Source organism: Rugamonas sp. GW822-FHT03B10, from assembly GCF_058801745.1.
Genome location: NZ_JBXANP010000006.1, coordinates 30,038 through 55,415, shown reverse-complemented (window position 1 = coordinate 55,415; position 25,378 = coordinate 30,038). Strand labels below are relative to the sequence as shown.

Genomic DNA, 25,378 nt, shown 5'->3' with positions numbered 1-25,378 from the left:
CATAAATGCCAAGCGATCCGAAGCATGGCGGCGGCCGCCACTGATATGCCTTATGGCCGTGCGGCCCGCGCAGATCGGGGCGGCTCCGGTAAAATACGGCTTCCATCATCCCGCTCCGATTTCCTATGCCACGGCCGATAGTCGCAACCATCCACCTCGAATCCATGCAGCACAACCTGGCGCGCGCCCGGCAATGCACGCCGCACGCCAAGACCTGGGGGGTGGTCAAGGCCAATGGCTATGGCCACGGGCTGGAACGGGCCATGCGCGGTTTCGCGGCGGCCGACGGCCTGGCCCTGATCGAATTCGACAACGCCGTGCGCCTGCGCGAGCTGGGCTGGACCAAGCCGATCATGCTGCTGGAAGGCTTTTTCGACGCGTCCGACCTGCAGACGATGGCGCAGTACGACCTCAATGGCGCCGTCCACTGCGAGCAGCAGATCGCCTGGCTGGAGGCGGCCCGGCTGCCGCGCAAGCTGAACCTGCACCTGAAGATGAACACGGGGATGAACCGCCTCGGCTTCAAGCCGGAGGCGTTCGCCGCCGCCCACGCGCGCCTGCGCGCGCTCGACTGCGTGGGCGAGATCACCATGATGACGCACTTCGCCAACGCCGATGAACTGGCCCATCCCGGCCTGCCGCTGCGCGAGCAGATCCGCCGCTTCGAGCTGGGCGCGGCCGGTTTGCCGGGCGCGCGCAGCCTGTCCAATTCGGCCGGCATCCTGCAGGCCGATGCGCTGGCCGACGTGCTGACCAACGACTGGGTGCGGCCCGGCATCATGCTGTACGGCGGCACGCCGGGCGGCAGGAGCGCGGCCGACTTTGGCCTGCTGCCGACCATGACGCTGGCGAGCGAGATCATCGGCACCCAGGATATCGTCGCGGGCGACATGGTGGGCTACGGCAGCCGCTTCCGGGCCGACGGCCCGATGCGGGTCGGCGTGGTCGCTTGCGGCTACGCGGACGGCTACCCGCGCCACGCGCCGCTGGGCACCCCGGTGCTGGTGGACGGCGTGCGCACCCGCCTCGTGGGCCGCGTCTCGATGGACATGCTGACGGTGGACCTGACCCCGGTTCCGCAGGCCCGCGTGGGCAGCGCCGTGACCCTGTGGGGCAAGGGCATGCCGATCGACGAGGTGGCCGAGGCGGCCGGCACCATCGGCTATGAACTCATGTGCGCGCTGGCGCCGCGCGTGCGCGTGGTCGAAGGCTGATATGGCCAAGATCAAGACCAATTACACCTGCAGCGACTGCGGCGCCATCAGCAGCAAGTGGACCGGCCAGTGCGGCGCGTGCCAGCAGTGGAACACGATGGTGGAGACGGTGCCCGACAGCCCCGGCGCCAACCGCTATTCGAACCTCCAGCACCAGGCGCTGGCGCAGACGGCGCCCGTGCTGTCGCTGGCCGACATCGACGCCATCGACGTGCCCCGTTTCGGCACCGGCATCGAGGAATTCGACCGCGTGCTGGGCGGCGGCCTGGTGGCCGGCGGCGTGGTGCTGATCGGCGGCGACCCCGGCATCGGCAAATCGACGCTGCTGCTGCAGGCGCTGGCCAATCTGTCGCACCTGAAAAGCGTGCTGTATGTGTCGGGCGAGGAGTCGGGCGCCCAGATCGCGCTGCGCGCCAAGCGCCTGGCCATCGACGCCAAGGAGCTGAAGCTGCAGGCCGAGATCCAGCTCGAGAAGATCCTCGGCACGCTGGCCGAGCTGCGGCCCGAGGTGGCCGTGATCGACTCGATCCAGACCATGTATTCGGACGCGCTCAGTTCCGCGCCCGGTTCGGTGGCCCAGGTGCGCGAGTGCGCGGCCCAGCTCACGCGCGTGGCCAAGACCACCGGCATCACCATCATCCTGGTGGGCCACGTGACGAAGGAGGGCGCGCTGGCCGGCCCGCGCGTGCTCGAACACATCGTCGACACGGTGCTGTACTTCGAGGGCGACAGCCATTCCAGCTTCCGGCTGGTGCGCGCCATCAAGAACCGCTTCGGCGCGGTCAATGAACTGGGCGTGTTCGCGATGACGGAGAAGGGCTTGAAGGGGGTGTCCAACCCGTCGGCCCTGTTCCTGTCCCAGCACGACAACCAGGTGCCCGGTTCGTGCGTGATGGTGACGCAGGAGGGCACCCGGCCGCTGCTGGTGGAGATCCAAGCGCTGGTGGACGCCAGCCATTTGCCCAACGCGCGCCGGCTGTCGGTGGGCCTGGAGCAGAACCGGCTAGCCATGCTGCTGGCCGTGCTGCACCGCCACGCGGGCATCGCCGCGTTCGACCAGGACGTGTTCATCAACGCCGTGGGCGGCGTCAAGATCACGGAACCGGCGGCCGACCTGGCCGTGCTGCTGGCCATCAATTCGTCGATGCGCAACAAGGCGCTGCCGCGCGGCTTCGTGGTGTTCGGCGAAGTGGGGCTGGCCGGCGAGATCCGGCCCGCGCCGCGCGGCCAGGAGCGCCTGCGCGAGGCGGCCAAGCTGGGCTTCTCGCTGGCCATGATTCCCAAGGCCAATGCGCCCAAACAAGCCATCGAAGGCATGACCATCATCGCCGTCGAGCGTATCGACGACGCCTTCGCCCGCATGCGCGAGCACCAGTGACGGCGGCCGGCCGCTCATCGGACGCCCGCCTGGCCGGGCGCGCTACGCCGATCCCGTTTGGCCTGTAAAATATCGGGCAGTGCCGGCCGTGCGATGACACGGCTGGCCATGCAGGCATGCGGCGCGTCGCGCCGTTTTATTTCGTGCAAGCTCTTACCTTATCGGAACGTGAAGTGTCAGTAGATCAGAGATCATCGGCGCGCAAGATCATGCGCGCCAAAGCGGTGGTGGCCATGGACGGCATGCCGCCCCAGCCCGCGCGCACGCTGGACATCGGCGCCAGCGGCATGTCGCTCACCTTCGAGCACAAGCTGGAGGTCGGCCACCTGGGCAGCGTGTCGTTTGAATTGTTTTTGGATGGCAAGGCGCACATCGTCACCTGCCGCTCCAAGGTCAGCTATTGCATTTTCAGCGGCGACCATTTCAAGATCGGCTACCAGTTCGTCAACCTCGATCCGACGGCGCTGAACGCCATCACCAAGTTCCTGCGCTAGGACCAAACGCGCGAATGGAGGGAGAATCCGGCCCTGTTCCTTGTTTTGATTATTCGGCAATAGTGGATAATCAATAAAGACAGGGCCGGCGCCATTTCTGGGCGGCCGCCAACTTTTGGGGACCGCCATGGCCACTTCCACCATCCACGCCAGCACTGCCGGCAACCTCGGCGCCGCGCCGTCGACCGACGTGTACAACCGCGTGCAGCAGACGCTGAGCTCGCAGAACACGGGCGTGGCCAAGCTCAACGCCACGCTCACGCGCGACCAGACCCGCTTGTCGGGACTGGGACAGTTGCAAAGCGCGCTGGCCACGTTCCAGGCCAAGGCCGCCAGCCTGGCGGGCGGCAAGACCGCTGACGCCACGCCCGATGCCGCGCAGACCGGCAAGGATGTGCGCGCCTTCGTGGCGGCCTTCAACGAATTGAACCAGAAAATGCTGACCTTGCAGAGCGGCGGCCTGAAGGGCGATGTGGCGCTGGGGCAGGTCAGCCGCCAGATGGCGCAACTGCTCAAAACGGGCGGCGACGGCGTGGCCGCCGGCGCGCTGGCCAGGGCCGGCGTGACGCTGGACGCCAGCGGCAACCTGCAGGTGGACGACAAGAAACTGGCGGCCGCGCTGACGGCCAACGCCGGCGGCGTGGCCAAACTGCTGAGCAACGGCGGCAAGGGCATGGCCGACCAGCTGGCCGCCAAGGCCGGCGCCTTCACCAGCGACAGCAGCGTGATCCGGCGCGAGGCCGCCACGCTCAACAAGGAGATCTCCGCCATCAACGGCAAGCGCACCGTGCTGTCCAAGGCGCTCACCACCCAGGCCAACGCGCTGGCCGCGCTGTACACGCAGCAGGCGCAGACGGGCGGCGGCGGTTTGCCGGGCGGCGTGGCCGGCGGCACCGGCACCGCCTTCGACTTCCTGGCGTGAAGCGCAACGCTTGCAATCGTGACCACTATGCCCGATCATCTCGGCTTGACACGGAATTCCATCTTCAGGAGGCGGGCATGGCAGGCAAAGGGTTGGGCAAGCTGTTCGGTTTGGGACTGGCCGCTGCGGCGGTGATGGCGGCGCTGGCCGCGCCGGCCGCGCGCGCGCAGCAGGAAGAAAAAGTCCTCAACATCTACAACTGGTCGGACTACATCGCCGACGATACGGTCAAGAACTTCGAGAAGGAGACCGGCATCAAGGTCCGCTACGACCTGTTCGACAACAACGAGATCCTCAACTCCAAGCTGGTGGCCGGCCATTCGGGCTACGACATCGTGGTGCCGACGGCCCAATGGGCGCGGCTGCAGATCGACGCCCACCTGCTGCGCAAGCTCGACAAGTCCAAGCTGAGCAACCTGGGCAACCTGGACCCGGCCATCCAGGCCAAGCTGTCCAAGATCGACCCCAACAACGACTACCTGGTGGACTGGCTGTGGGGTTACACGACGGTCGGCATCAACGTCAACAAGGTCAAGGCGGCGCTGGGCGGCATGCCGATGCCCGACAACGCGTGGGAGCTGATCTTCAATCCCAAGTACGCGTCCAAGCTCAAGTCGTGCGGCGTCTCCTTCCTCGATTCGCCGTCCGAGGTGCTGCCGGCCGCGCTGATCTACCTGGGCAAGCCCGCCTATTCAGCCAATGTCGCCGATTACGACGCGGCCGGCAAGATGCTGCAGGCCATCCGGCCGTACGTGACCCTGTTCAGCTCCTCGGGCTACATCAACGACATGGCCAACGGCGCCGTGTGCGTGGCGCTGGGCTGGTCGGGCGACATCAACATCGCGCGCCAGCGCGCCATCGACGCCAAGAACGGCAATGTGATCGAAGTGCTGGTGCCCAAGACCTCGGCCGCGCTGGTGTTCGACACCATGGCCATCCCGGCCGACGCGCCGCACCCGAACAACGCCCACCTGTGGATCAACTACATCCTGCGCGGCCCGGTGCAAGCGAGCCTGACCAACAAGGTGTTCTACGCCAACCCGAACAAGGCCGGCTTGAAATACGTGCGCAAGGATATCGCCGGCAACAAGAGCGTGTTCCTGTCGGATGCGGACAAGCAGCGCATGGCCGCACCGGAAGCCGTGCCGGCCGACATCCGCCGCCACGTGACGCGCGTGTTCACCAAGTTCAAGTCGGGGATGTGATTGTAAAAAGGGGGAGGGCGGAAACGGGAATGGCGCGAGAGGCAAAATCCGCGAGGACTTTGCCGCTGGCGCCACGGCTTCGATGAAGCTGGATGCTATTCGTGATAGCGGTCGATCAGTTTGTGCTTACTCCCCCGCATTTCCGCCACGAGTTCGTAAATGACCAGGGCGATCATGCCACCAAAGATGCCCATGGTGAACCAGGTGATCATAGTCATATCAGTCGCCTTACGACGGCTGCTCCCTAGAGTTGGTACACTTTAAATGTAGCAGATCGTTACCGCTTTGCAAGCCCATCCCAGCCGTTCGCTTTCATTTCACAACCAGGTCCGCGGCCATCACGGCTTTCAAATAAACGCTGAGCGGCTCGCCCGGATCGCGCTGCGACAGCCACCACGCGCCGGCCTTGCGGATGTCCCAGTCCTGCACGTCGCCCGTCATCAGCAGCGCGGCCGCCTGGCCCAGCGTGGGCTGGTGGCCGACGATCAGCACCGCTTCGCGGCTGGCCGGCCAGTTGGCCGCCTTCAGGATGTCCTCGGGATCGGCGCCCGGCGCCAGGTCGGCGTGGATCTTGTACTTGCGCCCCAGCGCCTCGACCGTCTGCAGCGCCCGCACGGCCGGGCTGACCAGCACGCGGCAGCTGTCCGGCAGTTGGGAAGCTAGCCACTGGCCCATGCGGCGGGCTTGCTTCTGGCCTTTGCCCGTCAGGGCCCGTTCCAGGTCGGACAGGCCGGGTCCGGCTTCCTCCGCCTCCGCGTGACGCCACAATATCAGGTCCATGTTGTGCTCCCTTCGAACGAAACGGGCACATCACGGCGGATCGGGCGTCCGCCGCGCATGCGCTTAGTCACCCACTTCGCTGGCTGGCGTGCCCAGCGATTGCATCAGGAACTGCTGGGCACCAAACGGCGCTTGCTTGCCGCGCGGTTTGCGGCGCTGGTAATGGCCATCCGGTTCCAGATCCCAGGCGTTGGTGTTGTCCTTCAAATAAGGGTTCAAGCCTTCCGCGATCACCCGCCGCTTCAGGGCCCGGTCCAGCACGGGGAAGGCCACTTCGATGCGGCGGAACAGGTTGCGGCTCATCCAGTCCGCGCTGGCCAGCAGCACGTCGTGCGCCAGGTCGTTGCGGAAGTAGTAAATCCGGCTGTGTTCAAGGAAGCGGCCGATGATGGAGCGCACCCGGATGTTCTCCGACAGGCCCGGCACGCCGGGCTTGAGGGTGCAGGCGCCGCGCACGATCAGGTCGATCTTCACGCCGTCCTTGGACGCGGCGTACAGGGCCCGTATCACCGATTCGTCTACCAGTGCATTGATTTTAACAATAATCCGCCCCGGCCGTCCCGCGCGCGCGATGCGTGCCTCGTTGCGGATGGACTTGATGATCTCGCTCTGCAGCGCGAACGGGGCCAGCCACAAATGGGTCAGCTTGTGCGGCTTGGTCAGGCTGGTCAGGTGGATGAAGATCTCGTTGACCTCCTGGCTCATCTGCGGGTGGCAGGTGAGCAGGCCGAAGTCCGTGTACAGCTTGGTGGTGGTGGGGTGGTAGTTGCCCGTGCCCAGGTGGGCGTAGTAGCGCAGCTCGCCTTCCTCGCGGCGGATCACCAGCGCCACCTTGGCGTGCGTCTTCAGGCCCACCACGCCGTACACGACCTGGGCGCCGGCCTGCTCCAGCTTGTCGGCCCAGTTGATGTTGGCCTCCTCGTCGAAGCGCGCCTTGAGCTCCACGATCACCGTCACCTCCTTGCCTTCGCGGGCCGCCGTCAGCAAGGACTCCATCAGGTCCGAGTTCATGCCGGTGCGGTAGATGGTCTGCTTGATGGCCACCACGGCCGGGTCGTGGGCGGCGCTGCGGATGAAGTCGATGACGGTCTGGAAGGTCTGGAACGGGTGGTGCAGCAGGATGTCGTGCTGGCGCAGCTCGCTGAAGATGTCGGTGCCGGGCGCCTTGCGGCCCACGCCCGGATAGAACGGCGGGAAGCGCAGGGTGGCGTGGTTGACGTGGTCGATCATCTCCGTCAGCCGCACCAGGTTGACCGGGCCGTTGACGGCGTACAGACGGCTGTGGTGCAGGCCGAACTGGTCGAGCAGGAATTGCGACAGCTCGGGCGGGCAGTTCATCGCCACCTCCAGCCGCACCGAGGTGCCGAACTGGCGCCCCTGCAGCTCGCCCTTGAGCGCCTGGCGCAGGTTCTTCACCTCATCCTCGTCCACCCACAGGTCGCTGTCGCGGGTGACGCGGAACTGGGAATAGGCGATCACTTCGCGCCCGGCGAACAGGTCGGAGATGTGGGCGTGGATGATGGACGAGAGCAGGCAGAACGACACGCCGCCGCTCTTGGACAGATGGTCGGGCAGGCGGATCACGCGCGGCAGCACGCGCGGCGCCTTGACGATGGCGATGGCCGTGCCGCGCCCGAACGCGTCCTTGCCCGACAGCGAGACGATGAAATTGAGGCTCTTGTTGACCACCTGGGGGAAGGGGTGGGCCGGGTCCAGGCCGATCGGGGTCAGCAGCGGGCGCACTTCGCGCTCGAAGTATTCCTTCACCCACGCGCGCTGGGCTTCGTTGCGCTCGTTGTGGCGCACCAGATGCACGCCTTTCGCCTGCAGTTGCGGCAACACCTCCTGGTTCAGGATCTCGTACTGGTGCGCCACCAGCGCGTGGCACTCCTGGCTGATGCGGCTCAGCGTGGCCTTCAGGGCCGGGTGCTCGGACAGCGGGCCGTCCACGCTGGCGGCGGCCAGCAGGCTGGCCACCCGCACCTCGAAGAACTCGTCCAGGTTGCTGCTGGCGATGCACAGGTAGCGCAGCCGTTCGAGCAGGGGGATGCCGCGGTCCTCGGCCTGGGCCAGCACCCGCCGGTTGAAGGCGAGCTGGGACAGTTCCCGATCAAGAAAAATGCTGGAAGACCCAGCTTCCGCGCGCAAATCAGGCTTCATGGTTTTCTTGCTCACTTTGCAGATAATAGATTCTAGCCTGTCATCACTTCATTTGTGTCACAGCGCGCCAGTGTAGATATCAAATATGACAAGTCCATGACATCAGCTGTCATAATTGCCCGCCCGGGCCGTCCAATTATGACAAGAACGGCGTAATATGCTGGGCGAATCACCGCTTTTTCCCAGTGGTCGCGCTGTTTCCGTCTAGTTTTAGTTGAATTACATCGATGTCATAAACCTGTCATATTTCGCCGGTAGACTGCGCTGCATTCCAACCCCTGTCACCTTCTTGAAGGACTTGTTATGCGAATGAAACAGTTGTTGACCTCCATGGTCGTCGGTGTTGCCGCCGTGATGGCATTCTCGTCCGCCGCGACGGCCGCCGACATGACCGGCGCCGGCTCGACCTTCATCTACCCGATCGCCGCCAAGTGGGCCGAGTCCTACAAGGCCGCCACCGGCAACGGCCTGAACTACCAGTCCGTCGGCTCGGGCGCCGGCATCAAACAGATCAAAGCCAAGACCGTCGATTTCGGCGCCTCCGACATGCCGCTCAAGGCCGAGGAGCTGGACGCCGAAGGCTTGATGCAATTCCCCGCCATCATGGGCGGCGTGGTGACCGTGGTGAACATCGACGGCGTCGCCCCGGGCCAGCTGAAGCTGACCGGCCCCGTGGTGGCCGACATCTACCTGGGCAAGGTCAAGCAGTGGAATGACGCGGCAATCGCGGCCATCAACCCTGGCGTGAAGCTGCCGGCCACCGAGATCACCGTGGTGCACCGCGCCGACGGCTCGGGCACCTCGTTCCTGTTCACCGACTTCCTGTCCAAGACCAGCGCCGAATTCAAGACCAAGATCGGTTCCGGCACCGCCGTCAAGTGGGTGGTGGGCGTGGGCGGCAAGGGCAACGAGGGTGTGGCCGCCAACGTGCAGCGCATCAAGGGCTCGATCGGCTACGTGGAATGGGCCTACGCCAAGAAGAACAAGATGGCGCACACCCAGCTGAAGAACAAGGACGGCAACTTCCTGCAGCCGGACGACAATTTCTTCAAGGCCGCCGCCGCCTCGGCCGAGTGGGCCAAGACCCCCGGCTTCGGCGTGGTGCTGACCGACCAGGCCGGCAAGAGCTCGTGGCCGATCACGGGCGTGACCTTCGTCCTGATGCACAAGCACCAGGCCGACGCCGCCAAGGGCAAGGAAGTGGTCAAGTTCTTCGACTGGGCCTTCAAGAACGGCGGCGCCGCCGCCACCGAACTGGACTACGTGCCGCTGCCGGCCTCCGTCGTCAAGCTGGTGCAGGACGCCTGGAAGGCCAACCTGAAGGACGCTTCGGGCAAGGCCATCTACTAAGCGGATCGCCCCTGGGACGTCGCGCCTGCAACGGCGGCGGCCCAGGGGGTTAGCCTGCATCGCTCGCTCCGGGCGGCGCAGGCTAGCTGTCATCCAAGAGATCAAAACCAATATGAGCGCTGAACTTACTTCCCCGCCCGTCATCCAGTCGGAGCCCCCCATGAGCGTCACCGACCATCCCGCCCCGGCCGCCCAGCCCGCCGCAACGACGACCTCGGCGCGCGCGCAGGCCGCCGCCGAGGCGGAGCAGGCCGCCAGCCTGGCCGCCATGCATGCGACCATGCGCAAGCAGCGCATCCAGGATTTCATCTTCCATAAGATCACGATGACGTTCGCGTTGTCGGTGCTGGCGGTGCTGGTCGGCATCATCATCTCGCTGATGATCGGCGCCTGGCCCGCGTTCAAGGAATTCGGTCCCGGCTTCATCACCACCGTCGAGTGGGATCCCGTCAACGACAAATTCGGCGCCCTGATCGCCATCGTCGGCACCCTGACCACCTCGGGCATCGCGCTGCTGATCGCCTTTCCCGTCAGCTTCGGCATCGCGCTGTTCCTGACCGAGATCTGCCCGGTCTGGCTGCGCCGCCCGCTGGGCACGGCCGTGGAACTGCTGGCCGGCGTGCCCTCCATCATCTACGGCATGTGGGGCCTGTTCGTGTTCGCGCCGCTGTTCGCCGACACCGTGCAGCCGCTGCTGAAGAACACCATCGGCCACCTGCCGCTGATCGGCCAGCTGTTCAGCGGCCCGACCATGGGCATCGGCATCCTGACGGCCGGCCTGATCCTGGCCGTGATGATCATCCCCTTCATCTCGTCCGTGATGCGCGACGTGTTCGAGATCGTGCCGGCCGTGCTGAAGGAATCGGCCTACGGCCTCGGCTGCACCAAGTGGGAAGTGGTGCGCAAGATCGTGCTGCCCTACACCAAGACCGGCGTGGTGGGCGGCGTCATGCTGGGCCTGGGCCGGGCGCTGGGCGAGACCATGGCCGTCACCTTCGTGATCGGCAACGCCAACGAATTGTCGCTGTCGCTGTTCTCGGCCGGTAACAGCATCGCCTCCACGCTGGCCAACGAGTTCGCCGAGGCCGAATCGACGCTGCATGTGTCGTCGCTGTACGCGCTGGCGCTGATCCTGTTTGCCATCACCTTTATCGTCCTGTCGGCCGCCAAGCTCATGCTGGCCGGAATGTCTCGCAAGGAAGGCGTGAAATAATGAATCAAGCAATCAACCCCGTCTACCGCAAGCGCCTGTTCGTGCACCGGGTCGGCATCGCGCTGTCGGTGGCCGCCATGTCGCTGGGCCTGGCGTTCCTGGTGTGGATCCTGGCCACCTTGCTGTTCAAGGGCTTCGGCGCGCTGAGCGTGGCCATGTTCACGCAGACCACGCCGGCGCCCGGCAGCGAAGGGGGCGGCCTGCTCAACGCCATCGTGGGCAGCCTGATGCTTGTGGGCCTGTCGACCCTGGTCAGCACCCCGGTCGGCATCCTGGCCGGCATCTACCTGGCCGAATACGGCGACGAGAACAAGGTGGCGCACGTGACGCGCTTCGTGACCGACATCATGCTGTCGGCGCCGTCGATCGTGATCGGCCTGTTCGTGTACGCCATGTACGTGGCCAACGTCAAGCACTTCTCCGGCTACGCCGGCACCATCGCGCTGGCCCTGATCGCCGTGCCGGTGGTGGTGCGCACCACCGACAACATGCTGCGCCTGGTGCCCAACAGCCTGCTCGAGGCGGCCTTCGCGCTCGGCGCGCCGCGCTGGAAGGTGGCGCTGCTGGTGCGCCTGCGCGCCGTCAAGGCCGGCGTGGTGACGGGCGTGCTGCTGGCGCTGGCCCGCATCTCGGGCGAGACGGCGCCGCTGCTGTTCACGGCCCTGAACAACCAGTTCTTCAGCGCCGACATGAACCGCCCGCTGGCCAACCTGCCGGTGGTGATCTACCAGTTCGCCATGAGCCCGTACGACAACTGGCGCAGCCTGGCCTGGGGCGGCGCGCTGCTGGTGACCTTCAGCGTGCTGGCACTGAACATCCTGTCGCGCACGGTGTTCCACCAGCGCACTCCGCATTGAACGACGCACAGAATCGACGAGAGCAACCATGAATACGCAACTGATCCAGGAACCCGCCGCCGCCATGACGCCCAAGCGCAAGACCATCGAGATTTCCGGCCTGAACTTCTTCTACGGCAAGACGCAGAGCCTGACCAACGTCAACCTCGACATCCACGAGAAGCAGGTGACGGCCTTCATCGGCCCGTCCGGCTGCGGCAAGTCGACCCTGCTGCGCACGCTCAACCGCATGTACGACCTGTATCCGGGCCAGCGCGCCGAGGGTTCCATCATCTACCGCGGCAAGAACATCCTGGAACCGGGCCAGGACGTCAACATGCTGCGCGCCAAGGTCGGCATGGTGTTCCAGAAGCCGACCCCGTTCCCGATGTCGGTGTACGATAACATCGCCTTCGGGGTGCGCCTGTACGAGGACCTGTCCAAGGGCGAGATGGACGAGCGCGTGGAGTGGGCGCTGAAGAAGGCGGCCCTGTGGACCGAGGTCAAGGACAAGCTGAACAAGAGCGGCCTGTCGCTGTCGGGCGGCCAGCAACAGCGCTTGTGCATCGCGCGCGGCGTGGCCGTGCGGCCCGACGTGCTGCTGCTGGACGAGCCGACCTCGGCGCTGGACCCGATCTCGACCTCCAAGGTGGAGGAGCTGATCTCGGAACTGAAGCAGGACTACACGATCGCCATCGTCACCCACAACATGCAGCAGGCCGCGCGTTGCTCGGACTACACTGCCTACATGTACCTGGGCGAGCTGGTCGAATTCGGCGAGACGGACCAGATCTTCATGAACCCGGCCCGCAAGGAAACCCAGGATTACATCACCGGCCGCTTCGGCTAACCTTACAATATCTACAACATCGTTACGAAGAGAGACCAGCATGTTAGGCGAGCATTCCTCCAAGCAGTACGACCAAGAACTCGAAGCCATCCGCTCCAAGGTGTTGCTGATGGGCGGCATCGTCGAGACCCAGTTCCTCGACGCCATGACCTGCTTCCGCATCGGCAACCCCGAGCGCGCCGACCGCGTGATCCGCGAGGACGACAGCGTCAACCAGCTCGAGGTGTCGCTGGACGACGCCTGCAGCCACCTGATCGTGCGCCGCCAGCCGGCCGCCAACGACCTGCGCACCATCATGGCCACCATCAAGGTGATCACCGACCTCGAGCGCATCGGCGACGAGGCCACCAAGATCGCGCGCACGGCCAAGTCGCTGCACAGCCGCGGCGCCGTCACCGTCAACCACTACGAGATGGTGCGCGGCATCGCCAACAACACCAGCGACATGCTGCACGACGCGCTCGACGCCTTCGCCCGCAACGACGGCAAGCAGGCCTTGCAGCTGATCGCCCAGGACGCCGTGATCGACCACGAATTCCGCTCCATCATGCGCAACCTGATCACCTTCATGATGGAGGACCCGCGCACCATCTCGGCCGCGCTCGACACGCTGTGGGTGGCCAAGGCCATCGAGCGCATCGGCGACCACGCCAAGAACATCGCCGAATACGTGATCTACGTGGTCGAGGGGCGCGACATCCGCCACAGCAAGGCCGCCCCGCTGGCCGACGACAGCGCCGAGTAACCGTCCGCACGACCGCACATGGCAACCGATAAAACCACGATATTGATTGTTGAGGACGAGCCGGCCATCGTCGAGCTGGTGACGTTCTCGCTGCGCGAGGCCGGCTGGAACTGCTGCGCCGTGCCCACCGTGGGCGAGGCCTGGGATTTCATCCAGCACCGCACGCCGCAGCTGATCCTGCTCGACTGGATGCTGCCCGACCAGACCGGCCTGCGCCTGCTGGCGCGCATCCGCGCCGACCGCCAGTTCAACGAGATCCCCGTCATCATGCTGACGGCCAAGAGCATGGAGGAGGACAAGCTGGCCGGCCTCAACAGCGGCGCCGACGACTACATCACCAAGCCGTTCTCGCCGCGCGAACTGCTGGCGCGGGCCAAGGCGCTGCTGCGCCGCAAGAGCCCCGAGCACGCCCAGTCGACCATGCGCGCCGGCAACGTGATGCTCGACCCGGTCAGCTGCACCGTCATGCTGGACCAGCAGAAGATCGACATCGGCCACGCCGAGTACAAGCTGCTCAAGTTCCTGCTGGCCCACCCCGAGCGCGTGTTCTCGCGCAGCCAGCTGCTCGACAAGGTGTGGGGCGACCACGTCGTGATCGAGGAGCGCACGGTCGACGTGCACGTGCTGCGCCTGCGCAAGGCGCTGAAGGAGGCCGAGCACCTGATCCGCACGGTGCGCAGCGTCGGCTACATGCTGTCTGAAAAGTAAATCCATGAATCCAAAACTGCTGTTCTGGGTGCCCGCCGCGCTGCGCATGGGCCTGATCCTGGCGGGCGTGGGCGTGCTGTGGTTCATGTTCGGCGCCGTCTCGGCGCTGGTCGTGGCCACGCTGGTCATGGCCGTGCTTGTGTTCGTCCAGCTCGGTTATCTGTACCAGCTCAGCGACTGGCTGGACGACCCGCAAAGCGCCAAGCTGCCCGACGGCTGGGGCGCCTGGACCAACATCTTCTCGCGCCTGTACAAGCTGCGCCGCGACGACGAGAAGAACCAGACCGAGCTGACCGAATGGCTGGCCCGCTTCCGCCAGGCCATGCATCTGCTGCCCGACGGCGTGGTGATCATGGACGACGTGCTGTTCCTCGAATGGTGCAATCCGGCCGCCGAGCAGCACCTGGGCCTGACCCACGAGCGCGACAAGGGCATGCGCGTGACCAACCTGGTGCGCAGCCCCGACTTCATGGACTACATCATCCTGGGCCGCTACGACCAGCCGCTCACGCTGAGCTTCCGCGAGCGCAAGCTGATCGTCCACATCATCCCGTTCGAGAACCGGCGCCAGATCCTCGTCACGCACGACGCCACCGAGACCGAGCGCATCGAGGAGATGCGGCGCGACTTCATCGCCAACGCCTCGCACGAGCTGCGCACGCCGCTGACGGTGATCGTCGGCTTCCTCGAGATCGCCGCCTCGGAGGACCTGGACGCGGCCACCCGCGCCGCCCACCTGAAGCTGATGACGGAGCAGGGCCACCGCATGCAGCATCTGATCGAGGACATGCTGACCTTGTCGCGGCTGGAATCGGTCGACTACCCGATGCGGCCCGAGCGGGTCGACATCGTCAAGCTGATGGGGCAGGTGCAGCGCGACGCGCGCGCGCTGTCGGCCGGCAAGCACGAGATCACGATGGACGTGTCGGGGCCGGACGTGATGGGCAGCACGGAGGAGCTGCACTCGGCCTTCGGCAACCTGGCCTCGAACGCCGTGCGCTACACGCCGGCCGGCGGCAGGATCCACCTGTCGTGGGCGGAAGGGCCGAGCGGCATCAAGTTCAAGGTCGAGGACACCGGCATCGGCATCAGTCCCGAGCACATCTCGCGGCTGACGGAGCGCTTCTACCGGGTCGACAAGAGTCGTTCGCGCGAGACGCAGGGCACGGGTCTGGGCCTGGCCATCGTCAAGCACGTGCTGCTGCGCCATGGCGGCACGCTGCAGATCAAATCCGAAGCGGGCAAGGGCAGCAGTTTCATCGTCTGCCTGCCCAAGACGGCCATCGTCCCCAAGCAGCCGGAACTCCAGCTGGGCTAAGCACTCTAAAAAACCGGGGTCAGGTCATACCACCAGGCAAGATGCGCGCATCTTGCCTGGTGGTATGACCTGACCCCGGTTTTCGCTTTTCTTGATCCAGGTTGTGGCGCCGGCGGCCACCGCACCCGTAGACTGGTCCCGTCGCGTCGCCCAAGCGCGTTACTGTTGACAACACTATATAAAATAATATATTGTGTAATCGTAGATTGTAGAAAACCCGATCCGTCTCTAATTGATAAAGGAATTGCTATGAGCACCCCATTGACTGGTTACCGCGAACTGACCCAGGCCGTCTCCACCCAGTTGGCCACGCTGCGCGCCGACATGCCCGAGGTGATGAAGGGCTTCAACGACATGGCCCGCGCCGCCACCAAGGATGGCGCGCTGGACAAGAAGGCCAAGGAGTTGATCGCGCTGGCGCTGGGCGTGGCCGTGCGCTGCGACGCCTGCATCGGCTTCCATGTGCAGGCGCTGGTCAAGCTGGGCGTGACCAAGGCCGAGCTGGAGGAGGCGCTGGCCATGGCCGTCTACATGGGCGGCGGTCCGTCGCTGATGTATTCGGCCAATGCGATGGCGGCCTTCGCGGAGTTCTCCGAGGCGCAGTAAGGGGCTGCCCGTTCGCATACCCTAGGCCGTCACGATGCTGCGGTAGCGGCTGGGCGGCGCGCCTACGCTGTCGCGGAAGCGGTGGCTGAAGTGGCTCAGGTCGGCGTAGCCGCAGGCGTCGGCGATCCGCTGCAACGGTTGGTCGGTGGTCTTCAGCAGGTGGCGCGCGCGCTCCACGCGGCGCGCCGCGATCCACGCCGACGGCGGCATGCCGAACGAGATCCTGAACATGCGCGCCAGGTGGTACTCGGACATGCATGCCAGCTGCGCCAGCATGCCCAGCGAGATATTCCGCCCCAGGTTCGCCTCGATGTAGTCGGCCAGCCGGCTCCGCACCACCGGCGCCAGCCCGCCGCGCATGCGCTGCCGGTGGTGCGGCATCGATTGCGACAGCAGCAGATGGCTCAGGGTCTCGTGCGCCGTCTCATTGGCGCGCAGCCGGCCGTCCGCGCCTTCCCACGACATGTTCGCCAGCCCGGCGCAAAGGAGCCCGATGCGCTCATCCTCAAAATAGGTGCGGTCGGCCAGCGTGATCTCGCGCGGCTCGCGGTCCAGCTCCACCACGGCGCGCCGCGTGAAATGCTCGGGAAGAAAGTAGAGATGCAGGAAACGCAGCGGCCCGCGCACCGTCCAGTTGGACTCGTGCCAGTCCGGCAGCGTGCATAAACGCTCGGGCGCGCCGTACACGCCGGGCAGCTCGTCGCGCTCGGTGCGGTAGCCGCCACCCATGTAGTAGGACAGCGTGTGGTGGCCCGGTTTGTTGTAGCTGGTGCCGGCGACTTCGGCGTCGCGGCGCCAGATCGCCACCGCCAGATTGTCGCCAAGCCAGGCGAAGCGCTCCAGCACCGCGTCCGTTTCGGACATGGTGCGGAACACGGCGTGCGAGATCATCGCGTCCGGCGCGCGGGCGGGGGAGGCGTCGGTGGCGTTGGCGGGGCTGGCTGGCACGGTGCGCACATTCGGTGGGAGTTGACTGAAAGTCTAGCACGGCGCACGCCGTCTCCGCAGGCGGCCGGGCGATTTGCGCAATTTCAGACAAGCGCGCGCGCCGCGCGCGCGGCATGCTGGCGGCATGAATATTTTCCTCTACCTGCTCACTGTCCTGATCTGGGGTACGACCTGGATCGCCATCACCTTCCAGGTCGGCGTGGTGCCGGCGCCGGTATCGATCGCCTACCGCTTCTGGCTGGCGTCCGCCGTGCTGATGGGATTTCTGCTCGTCACCCGCAAGCCGTGGTGGCCGCCGCGCCAGGCGTGGCGCTACCTGCTGGCGCAAGGCCTGGCGTTGTTCTGCCTGAACTTCCTGTGCTTCTACTACGCCAGCCAGTGGATCACCAGCGGCCTTGAAGCGGTGGTGTTCTCCACCGCGCCGATCTGGAACGCCATCAACGGCCGCGTCTTCCTCGGCCGGCCGATACGCCGTCAGGTGATGATGGGCGCGCTGCTCGGACTGGCCGGCATCGTGCTGCTGTTTGCGCCGCAGATGGCCGGCCACTGGCACGACAGTCGGGCGATGATGGGCCTGGCGCTGACCCTGGCCGGTACACTGTGCTTCTCCTGCGGCAACCTGCTGTCGAGCCGCATGCAGTCGCTGGGCCTGACGCCGTGGCTGACCAACACCTGGGCCATGCTGATCGGCGCCACGACGCTGGGCCTGGCGGCGCTGGCGCTGGGCATGCCGTTCGCGCTGGAGCCGGGCACGCGCTACGTCGGCGCGCTGCTGTACCTCGCGCTCCCCGGCTCGGTCATCGGCTTCACCGCCTACCTGCTGCTGGTCGGCCGCATCGGACCGGACCGCGCGGCCTATTCCACGGTATTGTTCCCCATCGTGGCGCTGACCATTTCGACCGTCTACGAAGGCTACCACTGGACGCCGACGGCCCTGGCCGGGCTGGGGTTGGTGCTGGCGGGGAATCTGCTGGCGTTTCTGCCGCTGGCCCCGCCCGGACCGAAGACGTCGACCCGCGCGGCCGCATGCTGAGACCCGCCCCGGCTGGATCTGGGCATGGTTTTAAGGTGGTTCTCAGGAGCAAGGCCCGCATTTGGTATACAATCTGCGGCGCCTTTACTCCCCCAGCCACCGCCCATGCACCCTAGACGCCTTTTCACTTTCGCGCTCGCCGCGTTCGCGCTGTCCGCCTGTAGCACCACGCACCACGTGGACACCACGGCGGCCGCCACGCCCCAGGCGGCGCCGCAGCCGCCGCGCAAGATCAAGATCGGCCTGGCGCTGGGCGGCGGGGCGGCGCGCGGTTTCGCCCACATCGGCGTGATCAAGGCGCTCGAGGCGCAGGGGATTTACCCAGATATCGTGGTCGGCACCAGCGCCGGCAGCGTGGTCGGCGCGCTGTACGCGGCCGGCAACACGGGCTTCCAGTTGCAGAAACTGGCGTTTGACATGGACGAGGCCGCCATTTCGGACTGGGCCTTGCCCCTGTTCGGCAAGAGTTCGGGCGTGCTCAAGGGCGAGGCGCTGCAAGCCTACGTCAACAAGGCGGTCAACAACCAGCCGCTGGAAAAACTCAAGATTCCGTTCGGCGCCGTGGCGTCGGACCTGAAGACGGGCCAGCCGATCCTGTTCCAGCGCGGCAACACCGGCATGGCCGTGCGCGCCTCGTCGTCGGTGCCGGGCGTGTTCCAGCCCGTGGCCATCAACGGCCACACCTATGTCGATGGCGGCCTGGTGGCGCCGGTGCCCGTGCGTTTCGCGCGCGAGATGGGGGCCGATTTTGTCATCGCCGTCAATATCTCGACCCAGGCCGACGCCCAGGCCACCGTCAGTTCGCTGGAGGTGATCATGCAGACCTTCAGCATCATGGGCCAGCGCATCAACCAGTTCGAACTCAAGGATGCCGACATCGTGATCCAGCCCGCGCTGGGCAAGATGGGCAGCAGCGATTTCAACAGCCGCAACCAGGCGATTCTTGCCGGCGAGCAAGCGGCGGCAGCGTTAATGCCGCAAATCAAGCAAAAACTTGAAGCGAAGCGCCGGCTGTAACGGCCTATCATCGTCGTTCAATTCTTTATTAGGAAAGTACTATGCAAACCAAACCATTCCTGACCCTCGCAGACGTCAAGAAGATCGCCGCCGCGGCGGAAGCGGAAGCCGTGGCCAACAACTGGGCCGTCGTGATCTCCATCGTGGACGACGGCGGCCACCCGCTGTGGCTGCAGCGCATGGACGGCGCCGCGCCCCTGTCGGCCCACATCGCCCCGGCCAAGGCCAAGACGGCCGCGCTCGGCCGCCGCGAGTCGCGCATTTATGAAGAAATGATCAACAACGGCCGCATGTCGTTCCTGAGCGCGCCCGAAGTGGAAGGCTTGCTCGAAGGCGGCGTGCCCGTCGTGGTCGATGGCCACTACGTGGGCGCCGTGGGCGTGTCGGGCGTGAAATCGGCGGAAGACGCGCAGATCGCCAAGGCTGGCATCGCCGCCATCGCCTGATTCACACCGGAGGGTGGTGGTCGCCATCTTGCCAAAGGGCAGGGTTTTGGTTATAATTCAAAGGTTTAGCCAATCTCACATCTACCGTAGCGACTACCACCCATCCATCTTCGATCTGACCTCGACCCGGGCCTCGGCCGGGGATACTCGACGGTCGTCTGACGTGGCGCAGCTACGGTAACTTTATCAGGAGTTGCCCTTGCCGCCATTTTTTTCTGGCCCCGCTGTTCCAGCCATCCTCGCCCTCGCTGACGGAACCATCTTCAAAGGTTTTTCCATCGGCGCCGCCGGTCACACGACCGGCGAGGTGGTGTTCAATACATCCATGACCGGTTATCAGGAAATCCTGACCGATCCCAGCTACTGCCGCCAGATCGTCACCCTGACGTATCCGCACATCGGCAACACCGGCGTCAATCCTGAAGACGTCGAGTCGACCAAAGTCCACGCCGCAGGTCTGATCATCCGCGACCTGCCGCTGATGGCGTCCAATTTCCGTTCCACCCAGTCGCTGTCGGACTACCTGAAGGCTGAGAACGTGGTGGCCATCGCCGGTATCGACACCCGCAAGCTGACCCGCATCCTGCGCGAGAAGGGCGCCCAGGCCGGCGCCATCCTGGTCGGCACCCAGGGCAACGAGCCGTCCGTCGCCCAGGCGCTGGAACTGGCCCGTTCCTTCCCCGGCCTGGCCGGCATGGACCTGGCCAAGGTGGTCTCGACCACGGCCGCCTATGAATTCACGGAAACGGAATGGGCGCTGGGCGAAGGCTACGGCCAGCAGACCGCGCCTAAGTTCCACGTGGTGGCGTTCGACTTCGGCGTCAAGCGCAACATCCTGCGCATGCTGGCCGCGCGCGGCTGCAAGGTGACGGTGCTGCCGGCCCAGTCCTCGGCCGCCGACGCGCTGGCCCTGAACCCGGACGGCGTGTTCCTGTCCAACGGCCCCGGCGACCCGGAGCCATGCGACTACGCGATCGCCGCCACCCGTGAGCTGATCGAAAAAGGCATCCCCGTGTTCGGCATCTGCCTCGGCCACCAGATCATGGCCCTGGCCTCCGGCGCCAAGACGCTGAAGATGAAGTTCGGCCACCACGGCGCCAACCACCCGGTGCAGGACCTCGACAGCAAGCAAGTGCTGATCACGTCCCAGAACCACGGCTTCGCGGTCGACGCCGACACGCTGCCGGCCAACTGCCGTGTGACCCACCGCTCGCTGTTCGATGGCTCGCTGCAGGGCTTCGCCCGCACCGACAAGCCGGCCTTCTGCTTCCAGGGCCACCCTGAAGCATCGCCCGGCCCGACTGACGTCGCTTACCTGTTTGACCGCTTCATCGGCATGATGGAAGCTACGGAGAAAAAATAAATGCCTAAACGTACTGACATTAAAAGTATTCTGATTATCGGCGCTGGCCCCATCATCATCGGCCAGGCCTGCGAGTTCGATTATTCCGGCGCCCAGGCCTGCAAGGCCCTGCGCGAGGAAGGCTACAAAGTCATTCTGGTCAACAGCAACCCGGCCACCATCATGACCGACCCCGAGATGGCCGACGTGACCTACGTCGAGCCGATCACGTGGCAGGTGGTCGAGCGCATCATCGCCAAGGAGCGTCCGGACGCGATCCTGCCGACCATGGGCGGCCAGACCGCGCTCAACTGCGCGCTGGACCTGTTCCACAACGGCGTGCTGGACAAGTACAAGGTCGAGCTGATCGGCGCCACGCCGGAAGCGATCGACAAGGCCGAGGACCGTTCCAAGTTCAAGGACGCGATGACCAAGATCGGCCTCGGTTCGGCCAAGTCGGGCGTGTCGCACACGATGGAAGAGTCGTGGGCCGTGCAGCGCGAGCTGGGCTTCCCCGTCATCATCCGTCCGTCGTTCACCATGGGCGGCACCGGCGGCGGCATCGCCTACAACGAGGAAGAGTTCGAGACCATCTGCAAACGCGGTCTGGAAGCGTCGCCGACCTCGGAACTGCTGATCGAGGAATCGCTGATCGGCTGGAAAGAGTACGAGATGGAAGTGGTGCGCGACAAGGCGGACAACTGCATCATCATCTGCTCGATCGAAAACCTGGACCCGATGGGCGTGCACACCGGCGACTCGATCACCGTGGCGCCGGCGCAGACGCTGACCGACAAGGAATACCAGATCATGCGCAACGCCTCGCTGGCCGTGCTGCGCGAGATCGGCGTGGACACGGGCGGCTCCAACGTGCAGTTCTCGATCAACCCGGCCGATGGCCGCATGATCGTGATCGAGATGAACCCGCGCGTGTCGCGTTCGTCCGCGCTGGCCTCGAAGGCCACCGGCTTCCCGATCGCCAAAGTGGCGGCCAAGCTGGCCGTGGGCTTCACGCTCGACGAGCTGCGCAACGAGATCACCGGCGGCGCCACCCCGGCCTCGTTCGAACCGTCGATCGACTACGTCGTCACCAAGATCCCGCGCTTCACGTTCGAGAAGTTCCCGACCGCCGACCACCACCTGACCACCCAGATGAAATCGGTCGGTGAGGTGATGGCGATCGGCCGCACCTTCCAGGAATCGTTCCAGAAAGCCCTGCGCGGCCTGGAAGTGGGCGTCGATGGCCTGAACGAGAAGACCAAGGACCGCGAGAAGATCGAAGAGGAACTGGGCGAGCCCGGTCCTGAGCGCATCTGGTACGTGGGCGACGCGTTCGCCCAGGGCTTCACGCTGGACGAGGTGCACACGCTGACCCGCATCGACCCATGGTTCCTGGTGCAGATCAAGGAGATCGTGGACCTCGAGCTGTGGCTCGACACCCAGAAGCTGGAAGCGCTGGACAAGAACACGCTGTACAAGCTGAAGCAAAAGGGCTTCTCGGACCGCCGCCTGGCCTTCCTGCTGCAGACCACGCCGGCCGCCGTGCGCGCCAAGCGCCACGAGCTGGCCATCCGTCCGGTCTACAAGCGGGTCGACACCTGCGCCGCCGAATTCGCCACCAACACGGCCTACATGTACTCGACCTACGACGAGGAATGCGAGTCCAACCCGACCGACAAGAAGAAGATCATGGTGCTGGGCGGTGGCCCTAACCGTATCGGCCAGGGTATCGAGTTCGACTACTGCTGCGTGCACGCGGCGCTGGCCATGCGCGAGGACGGCTACGAGACCATCATGGTCAACTGCAACCCCGAGACCGTGTCGACCGACTACGACACCTCCGACCGCCTGTACTTCGAATCGCTGACGCTGGAAGACGTGCTGGAAATCGTGGAGCTGGAAAAACCGGTGGGCGTGATCGTCCAGTACGGCGGCCAGACCCCGTTGAAACTGGCGCTGGACCTCGAAGCGAACGGCGTGCCCATCGTCGGCACCTCGCCCGACATGATCGACGCCGCCGAAGACCGCGAGCGCTTCCAGCAGCTGCTGCACAAGCTGGAACTGCGCCAGCCGCCCAACCGCACCGCGCGCACCGAGGAAGACGCGCTGCGCCTGGCGCAGGAAATCGGCTACCCGCTGGTGGTGCGTCCTTCGTACGTGCTGGGCGGCCGCGCGATGGAAATCGTGCACGAGCAGCGCGACCTGGAACGCTACATGCGCGAAGCCGTCAAGGTGTCGCACGACTCGCCGGTGCTGCTGGACCGCTTCCTGAACGACGCCATCGAGTGCGACGTGGATTGCATCTCGGACGGCGAGACCACCTTCATCGGCGGCGTGATGGAACACATCGAACAGGCTGGCGTGCACTCGGGCGACTCGGCCTGCTCGCTGCCGCCGTACTCGCTGGCGCAGGAAACCATCGATGAACTCAAGCGCCAGACCTCGCTGATGGCCAAGGGCCTGAACGTGGTCGGCCTGATGAACGTGCAGTTCGCGATCCAGAAGCAGGAGATCGACGGCCAGCTGCAGGACGTGGTCTACGTGCTGGAAGTGAACCCGCGCGCCTCGCGCACCGTGCCGTTCGTGTCCAAGGCCACCGGCCTGCAACTGGCCAAGATCGCGGCGCGCTGCATGGTCGGCCAGTCGCTGGCCTCGCAGGGCATTACCCAGGAAGTGGTGCCGCCGTACTTCAGCGTCAAGGAAGCCGTGTTCCCGTTCGTGAAATTCCCGGGCGTGGACACCATCCTCGGCCCCGAGATGAAATCGACCGGCGAAGTGATGGGCGTGGGCATGACCTTCGGCGAAGCGTTCGTCAAGTCGCAGCTGGGCGCGGGCGTCAAGCTGCCCAAGTCGGGCCGCGTGTTCCTGAGCGTGAAGGCGTCGGACAAGCCGCGCGCCGTGAAAGTGGCGCGCGACCTGGTGGAGATGGGCTTCACGCTGGTGGCCACCAAGGGCACCGCCGCCGTGATCGCGGCCGCCGGCATCCCGGTCACCCCGGTCAACAAGAAGACCGAAGGCCGTCCGCACGTGGTCGACATGATCAAGAACCACGAGATCGTGTTGGTCATCAACACGGTGGAGGAGAAGCGCACCGCCATCGCCGACTCGCGTGCCATCCGCACGTCGTCGCTGGCGTCGCGCGTGACGACCTACACCACCATCGCCGGCGCGGAAGCGGCCGTCGAGGGCATCCGCCACCTGGACGAGTTGCGCGTGTACGATTTACAAGGTCTGCATAAAACCTTACACTAAGCCTCTTTGCATCACCCTTGAACCACAGAGCCCGCGTAGCAGGAAGGCGCGGCCTCTGTGGTTTTCCGTTGTAATAACACGTAAATAGCAGATAAAACATGACTTCAGTCCCACTCACCAAGTTCGGCGCGGAACTCTTGAAAGAAGAGTTGCATCAGTTGAAGACCAAGGAGCGCCGCATCGTGATCGACGCCATCGCCGAGGCCCGTTCGCATGGCGACCTGTCGGAAAACGCCGAGTACGATGCCGCCAAGGAGCGCCAGGCGTTCGTGGAAGGCCGCATCGCCGAACTGGAAGGCAAGCTGAGCGCCGCCCAGATCATCGACCCGACCCAGCTCGACGCCGAAGGCCGCGTCGTGTTCGCCTCGACCGTGGACCTGGAAGACCTGGAATCGGGCGCCAAGGTGACCTACCAGATCGTCGGCATCGACGAAGCGGACCTGAAGCTGAGCAAGGTGTCGGTCACCTCGCCGATCGCCCGCGCGCTGATCGGCAAGTCGGCCGGCGACGTGGTGGAAGTGCAGGCGCCGTCCGGCCCGCGCGAATACGAAATCCTGGAAGTACGCTACATCTGATGCTGGCCCGCGCGCGCCTGCTGGTGGCAACGGCCTGGGCAGGCAGCCTGTGGACGGTCGGCTATCTGGCCGCGCCCACGCTGTTCGCCACGCTGAGCGACCGGGTGCTGGCCGGCACCATCGCGGCCAGCCTGTTCCATGTGCAGGCGCTGGTGGCGATCGCGTGCGCGCTGCTGCTGCTGTTGCTGCTGTTGTGGCGCGATAAGTCGGGTGTGCCCGGCGCGCGCCGCACGACGGCGGTGCTGGCGCTGGTGATGCTGGCGTGCACGCTGGTGTCGCATTTCGGCCTGCAGCCGGAAATGGCGGCCCTGCGGGCGGCGGCCGGGCCGGGCGGGGTGATGGAGTCGGCCGCCAAGGGCCGCTTCGGCATGCTGCACGGTATATCGAGCAGCATTTATCTGTTCCAGAGCCTGCTGGCGGCCTGGCTGGTCGTCAGGCAATAAAAAATGGGGACGTGACACATTCAAATGTGTCACGTCCCCAATTGTTCGCGGCGGGGCTTATTTGCCCAGCGCGCTCTTCTTGGCCGAGGTCTGGCGCGGTTTGGCGCGCTTGATGGAGCCGCCTTCGGTCACGCGTTCATTCCCTTTGATCATCACCTTGGTCACGGACGGCCGCTTGGTGCCGCTGGCGCTCGGTTTGACGATGGTGACTTCGCGCAAGCCCTTGCCGGTCTTGCCGCTGCGTTCCTTGGCCACCTCTTTTTTCGGGCGGTACAGCACCAGCAGCTTGCCGATGTGCTGCACGGGGGCGGCGCCCAGTTGTTCGCAGATGGTGTCGTACATGGCCACGCGCGCTTCGCGGTCGTCACCGAACACGCGGACCTTGATCAGTCCGTGGGAATCGAGCCCCAGTTCGATTTCCTTCATGACGGCCGGGGTCAGTCCCGCCTCGCCGATCATCACAACAGGCTTCAAGCCATGGGCTTCGGCGCGCAGGGCGCTGCGCTCAACGGGTGTAAGTTTGATCATAATAATTTTTAGTGG

25 protein-coding genes are annotated in these 25,378 nt (G+C 65.3%); 20 read left to right on the top strand and 5 right to left on the bottom strand.

Annotation, left to right across the window (positions count from 1 at the left end; genetic code table 11):
* Positions 1–125 precede the first annotated feature (125 nt).
* The 5 genes from alr to AC1RQG_RS11745 all read left to right on the top strand — a co-directional run bounded on the left by alr (position 126) and on the right by AC1RQG_RS11745 (position 5,213).
* Positions 126–1,214 (top strand): alanine racemase, encoded by a 1,089-nt coding sequence (gene alr / locus AC1RQG_RS11765; protein WP_493131463.1) that lies wholly within the window; start codon positions 126–128, stop codon positions 1,212–1,214.
* Position 1,215: 1 nt separating this feature from the next.
* Positions 1,216–2,592, top strand: a complete 1,377-nt coding sequence (radA, locus tag AC1RQG_RS11760; RefSeq protein ID WP_493131461.1) for a DNA repair protein RadA — start codon at positions 1,216–1,218, stop codon at positions 2,590–2,592.
* 116 nt (positions 2,593–2,708) lie between these two features.
* On the top strand, positions 2,709–3,086 hold the full coding sequence (locus tag AC1RQG_RS11755; RefSeq protein WP_493131459.1) for a PilZ domain-containing protein: 378 nt from the start codon (positions 2,709–2,711) through the stop codon (positions 3,084–3,086).
* A gap of 127 nt (positions 3,087–3,213) precedes the next feature.
* A complete protein-coding gene (gene fliD, locus AC1RQG_RS11750) occupies positions 3,214–4,008 on the top strand; it encodes a flagellar filament capping protein FliD (RefSeq protein ID WP_493131457.1) in 795 nt (264 codons plus the stop codon).
* Positions 4,009–4,085: 77 nt separating this feature from the next.
* A complete protein-coding gene (locus tag AC1RQG_RS11745; RefSeq protein ID WP_493131455.1) occupies positions 4,086–5,213 on the top strand; it encodes an extracellular solute-binding protein in 1,128 nt (375 codons plus the stop codon).
* 95 nt (positions 5,214–5,308) lie between these two features.
* Here AC1RQG_RS11745 and AC1RQG_RS11740 read toward each other — a convergent pair whose 3' ends face one another.
* The 3 genes from AC1RQG_RS11740 to ppk1 all read right to left on the bottom strand — a co-directional run bounded on the left by AC1RQG_RS11740 (position 5,309) and on the right by ppk1 (position 8,153).
* Positions 5,309–5,431, bottom strand: coding sequence for a hypothetical protein (locus AC1RQG_RS11740; RefSeq protein ID WP_493131453.1), 123 nt, complete (start codon positions 5,429–5,431; stop codon positions 5,309–5,311).
* A 94-nt stretch (positions 5,432–5,525) separates the two neighbouring features.
* Positions 5,526–5,993 carry a phosphohistidine phosphatase SixA gene (gene sixA / locus AC1RQG_RS11735; protein ID WP_493131451.1) on the bottom strand — a complete coding sequence of 156 codons (468 nt, stop codon included), beginning with the start codon at positions 5,991–5,993 and terminating at the stop codon, positions 5,526–5,528.
* Between the two features lie 63 nt (positions 5,994–6,056).
* Positions 6,057–8,153: a polyphosphate kinase 1 gene (ppk1, locus tag AC1RQG_RS11730; RefSeq protein WP_493131449.1), complete on the bottom strand. Its 2,097-nt coding sequence runs from the start codon at positions 8,151–8,153 to the stop codon at positions 6,057–6,059.
* Between the two features lie 303 nt (positions 8,154–8,456).
* Here ppk1 and pstS point away from each other — a divergent pair, with 303 nt between their 5' ends.
* The 8 genes from pstS to AC1RQG_RS11690 all read left to right on the top strand — a co-directional run bounded on the left by pstS (position 8,457) and on the right by AC1RQG_RS11690 (position 15,779).
* Positions 8,457–9,503, top strand: coding sequence for a phosphate ABC transporter substrate-binding protein PstS (gene pstS, locus AC1RQG_RS11725; RefSeq protein ID WP_493131447.1), 1,047 nt, complete (start codon positions 8,457–8,459; stop codon positions 9,501–9,503).
* A gap of 268 nt (positions 9,504–9,771) precedes the next feature.
* Entirely contained in the window at positions 9,772–10,716 is a 945-nt protein-coding gene (pstC, locus tag AC1RQG_RS11720; protein WP_493131945.1) for a phosphate ABC transporter permease subunit PstC, read from the top strand.
* Positions 10,716–11,573, top strand: coding sequence for a phosphate ABC transporter permease PstA (gene pstA / locus AC1RQG_RS11715; protein WP_493131445.1), 858 nt, complete (start codon positions 10,716–10,718; stop codon positions 11,571–11,573). Before pstC ends, pstA begins: the two co-directional genes overlap by 1 nt.
* 28 nt (positions 11,574–11,601) lie before the next feature.
* Positions 11,602–12,402: a phosphate ABC transporter ATP-binding protein PstB gene (gene pstB / locus AC1RQG_RS11710; RefSeq protein WP_493131443.1), complete on the top strand. Its 801-nt coding sequence runs from the start codon at positions 11,602–11,604 to the stop codon at positions 12,400–12,402.
* A gap of 40 nt (positions 12,403–12,442) precedes the next feature.
* Positions 12,443–13,147 (top strand): phosphate signaling complex protein PhoU, encoded by a 705-nt coding sequence (phoU, locus tag AC1RQG_RS11705; protein WP_493131441.1) that lies wholly within the window; start codon positions 12,443–12,445, stop codon positions 13,145–13,147.
* A gap of 18 nt (positions 13,148–13,165) precedes the next feature.
* Complete coding sequence (locus AC1RQG_RS11700) at positions 13,166–13,855, top strand: response regulator (protein ID WP_493131439.1); 690 nt, start codon at positions 13,166–13,168, stop codon at positions 13,853–13,855.
* A gap of 4 nt (positions 13,856–13,859) precedes the next feature.
* Positions 13,860–15,173: a phosphate regulon sensor histidine kinase PhoR gene (gene phoR, locus AC1RQG_RS11695; RefSeq protein ID WP_493131437.1), complete on the top strand. Its 1,314-nt coding sequence runs from the start codon at positions 13,860–13,862 to the stop codon at positions 15,171–15,173.
* Between the two features lie 249 nt (positions 15,174–15,422).
* Positions 15,423–15,779, top strand: coding sequence for a carboxymuconolactone decarboxylase family protein (locus AC1RQG_RS11690; RefSeq protein ID WP_493131435.1), 357 nt, complete (start codon positions 15,423–15,425; stop codon positions 15,777–15,779).
* Between the two features lie 21 nt (positions 15,780–15,800).
* Here AC1RQG_RS11690 and AC1RQG_RS11685 read toward each other — a convergent pair whose 3' ends face one another.
* Entirely contained in the window at positions 15,801–16,727 is a 927-nt protein-coding gene (locus AC1RQG_RS11685) for a helix-turn-helix domain-containing protein (RefSeq protein ID WP_493131433.1), read from the bottom strand.
* 124 nt (positions 16,728–16,851) lie between these two features.
* On the opposite strand from AC1RQG_RS11685, the gene AC1RQG_RS11680 reads away from it, so the two are divergent.
* The 7 genes from AC1RQG_RS11680 to AC1RQG_RS11650 all read left to right on the top strand — a co-directional run bounded on the left by AC1RQG_RS11680 (position 16,852) and on the right by AC1RQG_RS11650 (position 24,835).
* On the top strand, positions 16,852–17,760 hold the full coding sequence (locus AC1RQG_RS11680) for a DMT family transporter (protein ID WP_493131431.1): 909 nt from the start codon (positions 16,852–16,854) through the stop codon (positions 17,758–17,760).
* 105 nt (positions 17,761–17,865) lie between these two features.
* Positions 17,866–18,777, top strand: coding sequence for a patatin-like phospholipase family protein (locus AC1RQG_RS11675; protein WP_493131429.1), 912 nt, complete (start codon positions 17,866–17,868; stop codon positions 18,775–18,777).
* A gap of 41 nt (positions 18,778–18,818) precedes the next feature.
* Positions 18,819–19,223, top strand: a complete 405-nt coding sequence (locus AC1RQG_RS11670) for a GlcG/HbpS family heme-binding protein (RefSeq protein ID WP_493131427.1) — start codon at positions 18,819–18,821, stop codon at positions 19,221–19,223.
* Positions 19,224–19,422: 199 nt separating this feature from the next.
* A complete protein-coding gene (gene carA, locus AC1RQG_RS11665; RefSeq protein WP_493131425.1) occupies positions 19,423–20,586 on the top strand; it encodes a glutamine-hydrolyzing carbamoyl-phosphate synthase small subunit in 1,164 nt (387 codons plus the stop codon).
* Positions 20,587–23,817, top strand: coding sequence for a carbamoyl-phosphate synthase large subunit (gene carB, locus AC1RQG_RS11660; RefSeq protein ID WP_493131424.1), 3,231 nt, complete (start codon positions 20,587–20,589; stop codon positions 23,815–23,817).
* A 98-nt stretch (positions 23,818–23,915) separates the two neighbouring features.
* A complete protein-coding gene (greA, locus tag AC1RQG_RS11655) occupies positions 23,916–24,392 on the top strand; it encodes a transcription elongation factor GreA (RefSeq protein ID WP_493131423.1) in 477 nt (158 codons plus the stop codon).
* Positions 24,389–24,835 (top strand): DUF4149 domain-containing protein, encoded by a 447-nt coding sequence (locus AC1RQG_RS11650; RefSeq protein WP_493131943.1) that lies wholly within the window; start codon positions 24,389–24,391, stop codon positions 24,833–24,835. The genes greA and AC1RQG_RS11650 overlap by 4 nt, the downstream gene beginning before the upstream one ends.
* Before the next feature lie 57 nt (positions 24,836–24,892).
* Here AC1RQG_RS11650 and AC1RQG_RS11645 read toward each other — a convergent pair whose 3' ends face one another.
* Positions 24,893–25,363 (bottom strand): YhbY family RNA-binding protein, encoded by a 471-nt coding sequence (locus AC1RQG_RS11645; protein WP_493131421.1) that lies wholly within the window; start codon positions 25,361–25,363, stop codon positions 24,893–24,895.
* Positions 25,364–25,378: the final 15 nt, after the last annotated feature.

Excerpts from the sequence above, each read along its gene's own strand:
- alr (WP_493131463.1), top strand. The coding sequence starts at position 126 with ATGCCACGGCCGATAGTCGCAACCATCCACCTCGAATCCATGCAGCAC.
- radA (WP_493131461.1), top strand. The coding sequence starts at position 1,216 with ATGGCCAAGATCAAGACCAATTACACCTGCAGCGACTGCGGCGCCATC.
- AC1RQG_RS11755 (WP_493131459.1), top strand. The coding sequence starts at position 2,709 with ATGCGGCGCGTCGCGCCGTTTTATTTCGTGCAAGCTCTTACCTTATCG.
- fliD (WP_493131457.1), top strand. The coding sequence starts at position 3,214 with ATGGCCACTTCCACCATCCACGCCAGCACTGCCGGCAACCTCGGCGCC.
- AC1RQG_RS11745 (WP_493131455.1), top strand. The coding sequence starts at position 4,086 with ATGGCAGGCAAAGGGTTGGGCAAGCTGTTCGGTTTGGGACTGGCCGCT.
- AC1RQG_RS11740 (WP_493131453.1), bottom strand. The coding sequence starts at position 5,431 with ATGACTATGATCACCTGGTTCACCATGGGCATCTTTGGTGGCATGATC.
- sixA (WP_493131451.1), bottom strand. The coding sequence starts at position 5,993 with ATGGACCTGATATTGTGGCGTCACGCGGAGGCGGAGGAAGCCGGACCC.
- ppk1 (WP_493131449.1), bottom strand. The coding sequence starts at position 8,153 with ATGAAGCCTGATTTGCGCGCGGAAGCTGGGTCTTCCAGCATTTTTCTT.
- pstS (WP_493131447.1), top strand. The coding sequence starts at position 8,457 with ATGCGAATGAAACAGTTGTTGACCTCCATGGTCGTCGGTGTTGCCGCC.
- pstC (WP_493131945.1), top strand. The coding sequence starts at position 9,772 with ATGCATGCGACCATGCGCAAGCAGCGCATCCAGGATTTCATCTTCCAT.
- pstA (WP_493131445.1), top strand. The coding sequence starts at position 10,716 with ATGAATCAAGCAATCAACCCCGTCTACCGCAAGCGCCTGTTCGTGCAC.
- pstB (WP_493131443.1), top strand. The coding sequence starts at position 11,602 with ATGAATACGCAACTGATCCAGGAACCCGCCGCCGCCATGACGCCCAAG.
- phoU (WP_493131441.1), top strand. The coding sequence starts at position 12,443 with ATGTTAGGCGAGCATTCCTCCAAGCAGTACGACCAAGAACTCGAAGCC.
- AC1RQG_RS11700 (WP_493131439.1), top strand. The coding sequence starts at position 13,166 with ATGGCAACCGATAAAACCACGATATTGATTGTTGAGGACGAGCCGGCC.
- phoR (WP_493131437.1), top strand. The coding sequence starts at position 13,860 with ATGAATCCAAAACTGCTGTTCTGGGTGCCCGCCGCGCTGCGCATGGGC.
- AC1RQG_RS11690 (WP_493131435.1), top strand. The coding sequence starts at position 15,423 with ATGAGCACCCCATTGACTGGTTACCGCGAACTGACCCAGGCCGTCTCC.
- AC1RQG_RS11680 (WP_493131431.1), top strand. The coding sequence starts at position 16,852 with ATGAATATTTTCCTCTACCTGCTCACTGTCCTGATCTGGGGTACGACC.
- AC1RQG_RS11675 (WP_493131429.1), top strand. The coding sequence starts at position 17,866 with ATGCACCCTAGACGCCTTTTCACTTTCGCGCTCGCCGCGTTCGCGCTG.
- AC1RQG_RS11670 (WP_493131427.1), top strand. The coding sequence starts at position 18,819 with ATGCAAACCAAACCATTCCTGACCCTCGCAGACGTCAAGAAGATCGCC.
- carB (WP_493131424.1), top strand. The coding sequence starts at position 20,587 with ATGCCTAAACGTACTGACATTAAAAGTATTCTGATTATCGGCGCTGGC.
- greA (WP_493131423.1), top strand. The coding sequence starts at position 23,916 with ATGACTTCAGTCCCACTCACCAAGTTCGGCGCGGAACTCTTGAAAGAA.
- AC1RQG_RS11645 (WP_493131421.1), bottom strand. The coding sequence starts at position 25,363 with ATGATCAAACTTACACCCGTTGAGCGCAGCGCCCTGCGCGCCGAAGCC.